The sequence below is a fragment of the Variovorax paradoxus genome (assembly GCF_024734665.1).
In the GTDB taxonomy this organism is placed as follows: Bacteria; Pseudomonadota; Gammaproteobacteria; order Burkholderiales; family Burkholderiaceae_C; genus Variovorax.
Genome location: NZ_CP102931.1, coordinates 5328160 through 5339836, shown reverse-complemented (window position 1 = coordinate 5339836; position 11677 = coordinate 5328160). Strand labels below are relative to the sequence as shown.

The 11677-nt window shown below is 69.3% G+C and carries 8 protein-coding genes; 2 read left to right on the top strand and 6 right to left on the bottom strand.

What is annotated here, in order from left to right:
• Positions 1–8 precede the first annotated feature (8 nt).
• The 6 genes from NWF24_RS25235 to NWF24_RS25210 form a co-directional block, all read right to left on the bottom strand.
• The gene (locus NWF24_RS25235) at positions 9–1142 is read right to left on the bottom strand and encodes an ATP-binding protein (RefSeq protein WP_258350940.1); all 1134 of its coding nucleotides are present in this window, start codon (positions 1140–1142) and stop codon (positions 9–11) included.
• Positions 1143–1159: 17 nt separating this feature from the next.
• Positions 1160–1579, bottom strand: a complete 420-nt coding sequence (locus NWF24_RS25230) for a hypothetical protein (protein ID WP_258350939.1) — start codon at positions 1577–1579, stop codon at positions 1160–1162.
• Positions 1576–5736 carry a WGR and DUF4132 domain-containing protein gene (locus tag NWF24_RS25225; protein WP_258350938.1) on the bottom strand — a complete coding sequence of 1387 codons (4161 nt, stop codon included), beginning with the start codon at positions 5734–5736 and terminating at the stop codon, positions 1576–1578. The genes NWF24_RS25230 and NWF24_RS25225 overlap by 4 nt, the downstream gene beginning before the upstream one ends.
• Before the next feature lie 111 nt (positions 5737–5847).
• Positions 5848–7005, bottom strand: coding sequence for a GGDEF domain-containing protein (locus NWF24_RS25220; protein WP_258350937.1), 1158 nt, complete (start codon positions 7003–7005; stop codon positions 5848–5850).
• Positions 7006–7014: 9 nt separating this feature from the next.
• Complete coding sequence (gene recJ / locus NWF24_RS25215) at positions 7015–8736, bottom strand: single-stranded-DNA-specific exonuclease RecJ (protein WP_258350936.1); 1722 nt, start codon at positions 8734–8736, stop codon at positions 7015–7017.
• Positions 8733–9695, bottom strand: a complete 963-nt coding sequence (locus NWF24_RS25210; protein WP_258350935.1) for a hypothetical protein — start codon at positions 9693–9695, stop codon at positions 8733–8735. The genes recJ and NWF24_RS25210 overlap by 4 nt, the downstream gene beginning before the upstream one ends.
• A gap of 54 nt (positions 9696–9749) precedes the next feature.
• On the opposite strand from NWF24_RS25210, the gene NWF24_RS25205 reads away from it, so the two are divergent.
• Positions 9750–11006, top strand: coding sequence for a lipoprotein-releasing ABC transporter permease subunit (locus NWF24_RS25205; protein WP_258350933.1), 1257 nt, complete (start codon positions 9750–9752; stop codon positions 11004–11006).
• Complete coding sequence (lolD, locus tag NWF24_RS25200) at positions 10999–11676, top strand: lipoprotein-releasing ABC transporter ATP-binding protein LolD (RefSeq protein WP_093048718.1); 678 nt, start codon at positions 10999–11001, stop codon at positions 11674–11676. The genes NWF24_RS25205 and lolD overlap by 8 nt, the downstream gene beginning before the upstream one ends.
• Position 11677: the final 1 nt, after the last annotated feature.

Here is an 11677-nt window from a genome sequence, read left to right as displayed (position 1 = left end):
GCGCGTGTTCAGGGCAGACGGTGGCGTGCTTCGTAGTAGGCGCGCCAGTGGGCGCCGTTTCGCTTGGCGGCCTTCTGCTCGAAGTAGCGCCGCAGCTTCGCGCGGTCGTCCGCGTTGTCCTTCACCACCGTGCCGGCGATGCAATCGACAAGGTCAGCGGGCGAGCCTTCGCGCTGTTCTAGGAACCAGGCGCGCACGCCGACCGCATGCGCCACGTTCACGGCTTCGGCGGTGGACATCACGGCGGTGAGCCGGTCCATCGCGGCATCGCCTGCGTTGCCGTTGTCACCCTTGGTCGGCGCGCCACGCAGGTCGCGGAAGGTCGACACCAGCAGCTCCAGCACAGGTGCTGGCACGGTTTTCGGAATGCCGCTCTGCGCGAGCAGCCGCGTCGACGACTCCTGCACCAGCGCCAGTTCGCGGTCGAAGTCGAGGATGGGAAACACCGTCTCGAAGTCGAAGCGCCGCTTCAGCGCCGCGCTCATCTCGTTCACGCCGCGGTCGCGCGTGTTGGCGGTGGCGATGATGTTGAAGCCCTCGCGCGCATAGAGCATGCCGTGCTCGCCCGACAGCTCGGGCACCGCCATCACGCGGTCCGACAGCATGCCGAGCAGGCAGTCTTGCACTTCCAGCGGCGCTCGCGTGATTTCTTCGAAGCGCACCACCTGCCCCTGCTGCATGCCGAGGTACAGCGGCGCCGGCACCATCGCGCGCGGACTCGGGCCTTCGTTGATGAGCAGCGCGTAGTTCCACCCGTACTTGATCTGGTCTTCGGTGATCGACGCGCCGCCCTGGATGGTGAGCGTCGAGATGCCCGAGATGGCCGTGGCCAGCAGCTCCGACAGCATCGACTTCGCCGTGCCCGGCTCGCCCACCAGCATCAGCCCGCGGCCGGTAGCCAGCGTGACGAGCATGCGCTCGATGCTGGCCACGGGCGCGACGATCTTGGGCGCGATGTCGAGCGCCACGTCGCCGAGGATGAACGAGCGTGCGGCCTTCAGGCCGAGCACCCAGCCGGGCGGGCGCGGGTCTTTGTCTTGCGCCTGCAGCCGCGCGAGCTGTGCGGCGTACAGGATCTCGGCTGGCGGGCGCTGCAGGTTCGATGCGCCGGTGTCTGGGGAGGACTTGCTGGAAGTGGCCATGATGGGTGGGGGTGAAGCTAGAGGATCCTGTAGTGACCGGGCTTGCCGGTCTCGATCGTGATGTCCGTGGTGTCTTGAGAATAGGTGTGGGTGGACCGCAGCCGGATTCGGCCGCCCTGGAAAGCCTCGCCCCGGTCGTCCAGCCTGAGCACGGCCATGCCGTTCGACAGTTCCTTCACGAGCACCCGGGCCGTTCGCCGTGGCGCGCCGCGCTCGTCGATGGCCAGCCATTCGATCCAGAGGCGCGAGTGCACATGCTCGAAGCCCTCGTCGGCAATCACGACGCGGAGCACGCCGCCGCCTTTCGGCGAGAGCCATTCACCGCCGGTCGCCACCGTACGCACCCGTGCCGGCACCTCGGGCGCCGTGCCCTGGGCTGCGGCCGCAGCCACAGCCAGAGCGAGTCCCGTGGCCAGCATCCAGGGGCGCAGCCTCATGCCCTGAGGCCTTCCATGTCGCGGATGAGTTCGCTGGCGGAAATCGGATCGAGCTGGTGCAGCGCCTCGGCATCGCGCATGTCGCCCCAGCCCGAGGGCTTGCCCACCTGCACCTGGCCCAGCGTCTGCTCGGGGTATTCGTCCACCATGCCGACGATGATGCCGGGGTCCAGGCTCAGCTCGATCACGCGGTCCGTGCCCAGCGGCTTGCTGAAGTACCAGATGCAGCCGCCGTCCTGCGCCTGGCCGCGGCGCCAGCCCTTGTTGGCCAGCCCCAGCACGCGACCGGTGGGCACTTTGGCGTCTTTCCAGCGCTCCAGCTTCAGGCTCTTCTTCTCTTCGTCGGTCAGCGTGTAGATGTCGCGGCCGATCTGCGCGAAGGGCTGCAGCAGTTCGTAGTCGGCGAACACCTGGCCGAAGGCCGCTGCGTCGGCGGCTGGCAGCTCCAGCGCATGCGGCACGCCGATGCGGATGTTCTCGCCCTCGGGCAGTTCGAACGGATCATCTTCCGCCGTGGTGTAGCTGCCGTCTTCCGCCACGCGGAAGCAGGCCTGCAGCGTGCCGCCGTAGCTGGCACTGCCTTGCACCGCGTACACGCCCCAGATCAGCCGCTGCACGATGTGGCGCACCAGCGGGTGCTCGACCAGGAACATGCGGAACACCTCGGGCGTCCAGCGGCGGCGCGCGCACATTGCCACTTCGAGGCGCAGCAGCTGCTGGCTGGCGATGGTGCGCACGTCCTTCTTCAGCAGCTTGAAGCGTTCGACCGCTTCCTTGCTGAGTTCGGCGTCGTCGGTCTTCTTGGGCTTGGGCAGGTCGGGCAGGCGCGCGCCGTCGACACCGTCGGCGCCGTCAACACTGGCTTCGCGCACGTAGGGCTTGAGCGTTTCGTCGAAGCCGACCTTGAAGGCGCGCGGGCCGAAGTCGAGCCGCATCGTGCCCTGCTCGTCGAGGCCGAGGTCAGGTGCGAGCCGGTCTTCGAGCTCCTCGGTGCTGAGGCCGCGCGCCTCGGCGATGGCGTCGATCTTCTCGCGCGCCTTGTCCTGCAGGCCCTTGAACTTGACCTTCTGCGCAATGCCATTGAGCAGCATCAGCGCAACGTCGCTGCCGATGGTGGCGAGCACGTCGAGCCCCGTCACGGCGCGTGCATGCGCGGCCTCGCCCGGCCAGGCGCGGATGAAGGGCGTGAGCTTGCGCGCGGTGTCGTCGTTGCCGAAGAAGCCGAGCGCGGTGAGCGCCCAGCCTTCCTTGCTCGGGCCGCCGGCTTCGAGCCAGGCGGTGAAGGCGTCCCACGCGAATTCGGCGAGCGAGTCGGCGTCGCAAGCCTCCTTGGCCACGGCGATGCCGCCGTAGATTTCCTCGTTGGTCGGAAAGGTCAGCATCTGGCCGAGGTTGTCGAGCGTGTCGTCGGGCAGGGCCTTGCCGTTCTTCAGCGTGGGCCGGCGCCAGCCGCGCGGCTGCCAGAACTCGGGCAGCTTCGCGCGCTTGGTGGGGAAGCGGTCGAGCGGGCTTTCGTCGAGCACGGCGCGCAGCGCTTCCACCACCTCGGGCTTGCCGTAGCGGCCGGCCACGTCGAGCAGCAGCGCTTCGTGGCCGTTGGCCTGCAGCAGGCGCAGTGCCGAGCCCGCGCAGTCGCGCGCCTCGCCGGGCTTGCCGAGCGCGGGCCCGATCAGGCCGGCGGCGGCGTGCTGCGGGTACTTCAGCAGCCATTCGCGGCCTTCGGCGCGCAGCGTCTTGAGCTTGGCAAAGGCGCGCGCGGCCGGCATGGCCAGCTCGGCTGCGCCGTAGTTCAGGGCGTACGAGAGGTTGTCGGTGGGCTTGGAGCGCACCATGGCCACCAGCCCCGGCAGCACGGCGAGGCCGTGCGTGGCCAGCATCATGCCGATGCTGTCGCTCTCGGTTTCGCCCGCGATCGCATTCCAGAACGGCACGCCGATGGCGGCTGGCAGCAGCGTCGCGAAGCTCGGATAGAAGGTGAACCAGTAGTAGCGCGCCTTCTTGCGTTCGGCCACCATGGCGCGCCAGTTGGAGATCAGGCCCTCGGCATCGCCGGCCTTGATGGCGGCGGCCGCGGCTTTGCCCAGCGGACCGATGGCCTCCCCCTTTTTCTCGTCGAAACCCAGCTCGTTGAGCAGCGCCTCGGTGTTCTTGCGTGCGGCGTCATGGCGGCCGGTCTGCCACGAGTTCAGGCGCAGCGCTTTCTCGCGCTCGCCTTCGCCCCATTGCTCCACCGGTGCCAGCGCCAGCGGCTCCAGCACGAGCGCGCCTGCGGCCTTCTTCTGCACCTTGGCGAGCCATGGCGGCGCGGCCAGCACGCCGGGCAGCTCGCTCGCGTCGGCCACCTCGGTGGGGCCGGCCAGCAGGGCCAGTTGCCGGTCGATCACCGCCTGAGCGCCGGCATCGAGCCAGGGCCGCAAGGCCGGCAGGGCCGAGCCATGCGCGCGCAGCAGGCGCGTGAGGCTGGGCGTGACGAGGTTGGCGTCTTTCCCGCCCGCCGCGACCAGCCGCGACAGCGCGGGAATGGCCGCCATCGGCCAGCGGTCGACGGCCAGCGCCAGCCGCGCCAGCGCACCCTTCGAATTGCTCGCCACGCGGGCCAGCGCCTGCACGGCTTCGGGCGTGCCGATGCACGCCAGCGCATCGCCCGCATCGTCGGTGGCGGCGCCGCGCTCCAGTACCGCAACCGCGTCCAGGCCACGCTCCTGCACCAGCGTGCTCGTCATGGGGCCGCTGCCCCAGAAGCCGGTCGAATAGCTCAGGCGGACCTTCGCGGCCAGCGCGATGGCGTCGGGGTCGGTGGCTGTCAGTTGCAGCCAGTGCATCGTCTCGGGCGTGTTCTTGTCGGCCGCGAGCGTGTGCACGAGCGTGTTCGAGATCTCGGGCGCATCGGGCAGCAGCATTGCCAGCGCGGGCTGGCGGCTGAGGTGCACCCTGGGCAGGCCGGCTTCGATGCGGTCACGGCAGTCCTGCCAGACCTCGGGGGCGGCCAGCGCCAGGTGCGCGCGCAGCGCCTGCTCGCCTTCGCCCAGCGGGCCGTAGTAGCTGCTGCCTGTCTGGCGGGTGACGGTGGCGCTGAAACTGCTCTGGTGCTTCTTCGTCGCGCGGTCGTAGGCGGTCTGCACTTCGATCTGCTGCGCGGCCAGCGCCATGTCGATGGTGTCCGGCAGCCCGTATTGCTTGACGAGGTAGTTCACCAGCACGGTGCCCGTCTCGTTCACGTTGTAGTGGCCGCCGGTGCCCAGCGCGAGCGCCAGCAGCACGGTGTCGGCCTCAACATCGGCCGTGGGGTTGGGCTGCGTGCTGCGGTCGATCATGCGCTGCGTGGCCGCCTGCAGGGCCGCATCGGTGCCGGTCATGTTGACGTTGAGTTCGAGCTTGCGGCGCACCGGCAGCCAGGCTGCGGCCACGCTCACCACTTCTTCGAAGGGCTTCGGCGGGAAACGGCGCGACGGGAAGGCTTCGCGCTGCATGTCGGGCGAGAGCCGTATGGGCGTGCCGGCGGCGAGCCAGGGCGGGGTGTCGGCGCTCGCGGGCATTTCGGCGCCGGTCGCGAGGGGGGCTGCGTGCGATGCGCTCGGCGCTGCGGCGCCCAGTGCTTTCGCGATGGCCTGGGCGTCCTTGGCCGGCGTGCAGCTGGTGCCCCAGCCTGACAGCAGGCCCTCATTCTTGAGCCGCTTGAAGGCGAGCGCCGCGCCTTGCTCGCTCACGCCGTGCTGGCGCTTGAGAGTGCCGGCCGATAGCGTGTCGCTGGAGGTCAGCGTGCCGGCTTCGATCTGCGCGCGCACGGTTTCGAAGACGCGGTCAGCCTGGCTGTCGATGCCTTCGGTGGGTGCCGCATCCGCGGCCGTGGTGCTGGCGGCGACGGCCGTCGGCGTAGGGGGCTTTTCCGCTGGCTCTGGCTTCTCCACCTTCGGCTTCGCCTCGGTCTTGCCGATGGCCGCGCTGGCGGCCACGCCTACTTCGGAGTAACCCTTGCCGGTCTTCTCGGTCACCAGCTTGGTCAGCGCGGTGCCTGCCTTGGTGGCGTCGTCGAACGACTTGGTCTGGCTCTGGCCCGCTGTGCCGATGCGGCCCCAGCGAATGTTGAGCTCGGTGTCTGCCTGCTCGATTTCCCAGAATTTGCTGGCGGTTCCCTCGATGAGTTCAAAGCGGCGCATGGAAAAAACATCCTCCTGTGAGTTCGCCGCAAAGGATAAAGGGCCTGCATGAAAGCTCGGCCCCTCCACAGCAAGAAGATTTCGCTCCGTGCGACAACGCTTACGAAGAAATCATTCACGTGCCGTCGCGCCGCCCGCATGTTCCCCCGCGAAGACGTAGGCCGGCCCCATGCGCTGCCGCTTGCAATGCTGAAGCGCGCGGCCGGCCGATTCGAGCAGGCCGGCCAGCGTGCTGCCGTCGGCGGGGTGGCAGGCAATGCCCATGCTGAGCTCGCCGCCCGCGAGCAACCGGCCTTCGTAGGCCACCGGCCTGGCGCCTGCGGTCTCGATGCGGATGGCCATCTCCGCGAGCTTCTGCCGCGGCGGGCTGCCGACCAGAAGAATCGCGAACTCGTCGCTGCCGAGCCGGGCGACCATGTCGTCGGCGCGCACCTGCTCGCGCAGGCGCTGGGCGATGGCGGCCAGCACCGCGTCGCCGCCCGCGCGGCCATGCCGCTTGTTCACGGCCTCGAAGCCGTTCAGGTCGATCAGCATCAGCGAGAAAGGCCGGCCGTCGTGCAGCCATTCCTCGCCGCGTTTCTCGAAGCCGGCGCGGCTGGCGGCGCCGGTGAGCGCGTCGGTGCCCGAGTCTCCCGCCTTCTGCTGCGTGCGTGCCTCGCCGGCGCTATCGCCCCGCAGGCGCATGCCGAGCGCGAAGATGAAGACCACCAGTTCGGCGATCACCGCGGCCTGCACCAGGTTCGGCTGGGGCGGCGCCCACGCCGGCCCGATCCAGGCCGACATCCGCGTGGCCGAGAGGCCGCCGAGCAGCAGTGCCGCGCCGGCCAGGAACAGCGCTGCCGGCCACGGCTGGCGGCGCAGCACCTTCACAGCGCCCGCCGCGAGGATCAAGGTGGAAGCCACAGCCAGCGCCTGCACCATGTGCAGTGTCCACAGGCGCTGCGTTTCGAGCGCGGCATAGAGCGTGGCGATCGCGAAGATGACCAGCGTTGCCTGCGCGACCCGGTCGAGTCGAGGCGCGAAATCTTCCAGCCGCAGCAATTGCCGCACGAACTGCAGACGGCATGCTGTCCACAACACCAGCGCCGCCGCGGGCCATTGCGCGAATTGCGCGGAAGGCGCGAGGCTGTTCAACCCGGCGAAGGCCGCCAGCGCGCACGCGCAGCTCAACGCGTACCAGCCGTGGACCTTCATGCCGAACACCAGCAGCAGCACCAGGCCGCAGGTCGTCAGGCCAGCCAGCAGGCCGTAGCTCACGCCGTCGAACATCGAGGCCCCTTAAAACTCAGCGCCTTCGACCAGGAAGCGCAGCCTGCGCACGCCCTGCCATTCATCGGCATCGAGCCGGAACGCCAGCTTGACCTTCGGCGGCAGCGGCTCGGTGTGGCTGAACCAGATCGCGTCGATAGGCTGACCCTGGTGCCTGAGCTTGAGCGACAGGTGCTTCTCGCCCACCAGCCGCTGCGACACCACTTCCACTTCTTCGCTGAAAGTGGGCGGCGCAAAGCCCTGGCCCCACACCTCGCGGTGCAGCGTGTCGACGAGGTCGATGCGCATGTACTCGCGCTCGATCGGCCCGTCGGTCTCGATCTGCCGCGTGAGCGCGGCCTCGGCCAGCCATTCGCCGGCCACCTGTGCGAAACTTTTCTCGAAAGTCTCGAAGTGCTCGCGCGCGACCGTGCAGCCAGCCGCCATCGCATGGCCGCCGAAGCGCAGCAGCACGCCCGGATGGCGCTTGGCCACGAGGTCGAGCGCGTCGCGCAGATGGAAGCCGGGAATCGACCGGCCCGAGCCCTTCAGCTCCTGTTCCTTGCCCGGCGCGCCGCTCGCGGCGAAGACGAAAGTCGGGCGGTGAAAGCGGTCCTTGATGCGCGAGGCCACGATGCCCACCACGCCTTCATGAAAGCCCGCGTCGAACACGCTGATGGCCGGCGGCGGGGCTTCGATGCCTTCGCCATCGGTGGCGAACAGCGATTCGGCCAGCAGCAGCGCCTGGTCGCGCATGCCGCCCTCGATGTCGCGCCGCTCGCGGTTGATGCCGTCGAGCATGCGCGCAAGTTCTTCGGCGCGGCCTGCGTCGTCGGTCAGCAGGCATTCGATGCCCAGCGTCATGTCGGCCAGCCGGCCGGCGGCGTTGATGCGCGGGCCGAGTGCGAAGCCGAAGTCGAAGGTGGTGGCCGCCGATGCATTGCGGCCCGCGGCCTTGAAGAGCGCGGCCACGCCGGCGGGCATCGTGCCGGCACGGATGCGGCGCAGGCCTTGCGCCACAAGGCGGCGGTTGTTGGCGTCGAGCTTCACCACGTCGGCCACGGTGCCGAGCGCAACCAGCGGCAGCAGCACATCGAGCTTGGGCTGCGTGGCCGTGTCGAACACGCCGCGCCTGCGCAGCTCGGAGCGCAGTGCGAGCAGCACATAGAACATCACGCCGACACCGGCGATGCTCTTGCTCTCGAACTCGCAGCCGGGCTGGTTCGGGTTGACCAGCACGTCGGCCGTGGGCAGCTCGGGGCCGGGCAGGTGGTGGTCGGTCACCAGCACCTGCAGGCCGCGCACCTTGGCGGCGGCCACGCCTTCGACGCTGGCGATGCCGTTGTCGACGGTGATCAGCATGTCGGCGCCGCTGTCGGCCACGCGCTCGGCAATGGGCGGCGTGAGGCCGTAGCCGTCGACCACGCGATCGGGCACGAGGTAGCTCACGTGCTTGGCGCCCAGCAGCCGCAGGCCGCGCACGCCGACTGCGCAGGCGGTGGCGCCGTCGCAGTCGTAGTCGGCGACGATGCACAGGCGCTTGTCTTGGGCGATGGCGTCGGCCAGCAGCACCGCGGCCTCGTGCGTGCCGCGCAGCGTGTCGGGAAGCAGCAGGCGTGCGAGGCCGTCGTCGAGCTCTTCCTTGGCGCGCACGCCACGCGCGGCGAAGAGCCTTGCCAGCAGCGGATGCACGCCGGCCTGCTCCAGCGCCCAGACGGTGCGCGGGGGGATCTCCCGGGCGATGATCTTCATAGCGCCTCCAGCACGGTGGCGGCCCGCTTGCGGTCGAACAGGCTCCTGGCCCAGCCGGCCAGCCCGCGCGGCTGCACGGTGTAGCGTTGGGCGGTGCGGTCGCCGCACAGCGTGAGCGACACGGCGTCGCCGCGTGTGTAGTCGGCCAGCAGTGCGGCGACGGGGCCTGCGTCGAGCTCCTGCCAGGCGGCGGCCCAGGCCATGCCGTCGTCGCGCAGGGCGGCGATGCGCAGGGCGTCGCTCACTGTCGGTGCCGCGGCAGGTGCGGCTTCTTTGTTCAGCGCGCCGGTGCCGCTGAGCCAGAACGAATTGATGGGTGGCACGCCGCGCGCGGCGCGGTCGTCGTTCACGCGCTGCGTGTACAGCAGCATCTGCATTTCGTTCTGCAGCCGGCGCAGCGGCCGCGCGGCATCGGCCAGCGGCGACCATTGCGAGATCGGGTAGCCCACGGCGCGGTCGATGGAGGCGGTTGCCAGCCCGTCGAAGATGCGCGCGCGCGCCAGCCAGCGGCCGGGCACAGGGGAGGGGTGCAACACGATGCCGTCTTCCTCGAAGAAGGGGCGTGCGGCTTCCAGCAGGGCGGTCGATTCGTCGGCGTCGATTTCTATGGCGGCGGGGTCGCCCAGCACCACGTCGTCGATGCCGACCTGCCAGTTGCACAGCATGACGACGCCCCAGCCTTCGGTGTCGCCGGGTGCGGCGATGCCCAGCCGCCGCGCGTCGAGCGCGCCCCAGGGGATGCAGCCGTCGGCGGCCGCGATGCCCAGCGCCTGCGCCAGCGCGCGTTCATGCGGAGGCGAGCGCGTGCTTTCGTCTTGTGTGTCGGTGTCCGCGAGGGTGAGGCGCTGCAGCAGGGTTTCGAGATTGGGGAGCCGAAGCGTCGGCAGCGCCGCGCGGCATGCCGGGGAACCGCGGCCGGCAAAGGGGATCAACAAGTGACGTGGGAGGGTTTCGGCCATCTCCCTATTGTCCGGGAAGCCCCAGGGAGTCCGGGATGCCACAATTCCGCCCCTATGCGACTTCCTTATGAACTGCAGCTCGGCTGGCGCTACACGCGCGCAGGCCGGGCGACGCGGCGCAACGGCTTCATCTCCTTCATCTCCGGTGTCTCGATGCTCGGCATCGCGCTGGGCGTGGCGGCGCTGATCATTGTGCTCAGTGTGATGAACGGCTTCCAGAAGGAGGTGCGCGACCGCATGCTCGGCGTGGTGTCGCACATCGAGATCTTCTCGCGCGACGGGCAGGCGCTGCAGAGCCTCGACCAGATCATGGCCGCAGCGCGCAAGAACCCCGAGGTGGTCGGCGCGGCGCCCTTCATCAATACGCAGGCGCTCATTGCGCGCGGCGAGGACATGAAGGGCACGATCGTGCGCGGCATCGATCCCAAGCTCGAACCCGAAGTCACCGACATCAACGGCATCGCCTCGAAGGGCACCTTCGACAAGCTGGTGCCGGGCGAGTTCGGCATCGTGCTCGGCGCCGAGTTGGCGCGCTCGCTCTTCGTGCAGCCGGGCGACCAGGTCACGCTGGTGGCGCCGGGCGGGCAGGTCACGCCGGCGGGCGTGGTGCCGAGGCTCAAGCAGTTCACCGTGGTCGGCACCTTCGATTCGGGCCATTACGAGTACGACTCGGCGCTGGCCATGGTCCACGAGCAGGACGCGGCCAAGGTGTTCCGCCTCGAAGGGCCGACCGGCATCCGCCTGAAGCTCAAGAACCTCAACGAGGCGCGCGACGTGGCCGACCAGCTGGCCGTGACCCTGCCGGGCGAGTTCCTCATCCGCGACTGGACGCGCCAGAACAAGACATGGTTCGCGGCCGTGCAGGTCGAGAAACGCATGATGTTCATCATCCTCACGCTGATCGTGGCGGTGGCGGCCTTCAACCTCGTCTCCACGCTGGTGATGACCGTGACCGACAAGCGCGCCGACATCGCCATCCTGCGCACGCTGGGCAGCTCGCCGCGCAGCATCATGGGCATCTTCGTGGTGCAGGGCGCGATGGTGGGCGTGATCGGCACCGTGGCCGGGCTGCTGCTGGGGCTGGGCATCGCCTACAACATCGACGTGATCGTGCCCTTCCTGGAGCAGCTGTTCCACGCGAGCTTCCTGCCGAAGGACATCTACCTGATCAGCAAGATGCCGAGCGATCCGCAGCGCAGCGACATCATGCCCATTGCAATCATCTCCCTCGTGCTGGCCTTTCTGGCCACGCTGTACCCGAGCTGGCGCGCCAGCCGCGTGAACCCGGCTGAGGCCTTGCGCTATGAGTGAAGTTGTATTGAAGGCCCGTGGACTGACAAAGCGGTTCCACGAGGGCCGGCTCGACCTGACCGTGCTGCACGGCGTGGACCTCGACGTGCATGCCGGCGAAACGCTGGCCATCGTCGGCGCCTCGGGCTCCGGCAAGAGCACGCTGCTGCATTTGATGGGCGGGCTCGACGAGCCAACGGCCGGCAAGGTCGAACTGCTGGGCAAGGACATCGCGCACGCCGATGCGGCGGAGCAGGGGCGGCTGCGCAACCAGCACCTGGGCTTCGTCTACCAGTTCCATCACCTGCTGCCCGAGTTCAGCGCACTCGACAACGTGGCCATGCCGCTGAAGATCCGGCGCGTGGAGCCCCATGCGGCCGCGCAGTCGGCCACGAAGATCCTCGAGAGCGTGGGGCTGGGCCAGCGCCTGCATCACCGGCCGGCCGAGCTGTCGGGCGGCGAGCGCCAGCGGGTTGCGATTGCGCGCGCGCTGGTCACGAAACCGGCCTGCGTGCTGGCCGACGAGCCCACCGGCAACCTCGACCGCAGCACGGCGGACACGGTGTTCGAGCTGATGCTCGAACTTGCGCACCGGCATGGCACTGCGTTCGTGATGGTCACGCATGACCAGGATCTGGCGAAGCGGTGCGATCGGGTGCTGCAGTTGGTGGCGGGGCGGCTAGCGGGCTGAG

Bases quoted from the DNA above. Each gene is read 5' to 3' on its own strand.
- NWF24_RS25235 (WP_258350940.1), bottom strand. From the start codon at position 1,142: ATGGCCACTTCCAGCAAGTCCTCCCCAGACACCGGCGCATCGAACCTG.
- NWF24_RS25230 (WP_258350939.1), bottom strand. From the start codon at position 1,579: ATGAGGCTGCGCCCCTGGATGCTGGCCACGGGACTCGCTCTGGCTGTG.
- NWF24_RS25225 (WP_258350938.1), bottom strand. From the start codon at position 5,736: ATGCGCCGCTTTGAACTCATCGAGGGAACCGCCAGCAAATTCTGGGAA.
- NWF24_RS25220 (WP_258350937.1), bottom strand. From the start codon at position 7,005: ATGTTCGACGGCGTGAGCTACGGCCTGCTGGCTGGCCTGACGACCTGC.
- recJ (WP_258350936.1), bottom strand. From the start codon at position 8,736: ATGAAGATCATCGCCCGGGAGATCCCCCCGCGCACCGTCTGGGCGCTG.
- NWF24_RS25210 (WP_258350935.1), bottom strand. From the start codon at position 9,695: ATGGCCGAAACCCTCCCACGTCACTTGTTGATCCCCTTTGCCGGCCGC.
- NWF24_RS25205 (WP_258350933.1), top strand. From the start codon at position 9,750: ATGCGACTTCCTTATGAACTGCAGCTCGGCTGGCGCTACACGCGCGCA.
- lolD (WP_093048718.1), top strand. From the start codon at position 10,999: ATGAGTGAAGTTGTATTGAAGGCCCGTGGACTGACAAAGCGGTTCCAC.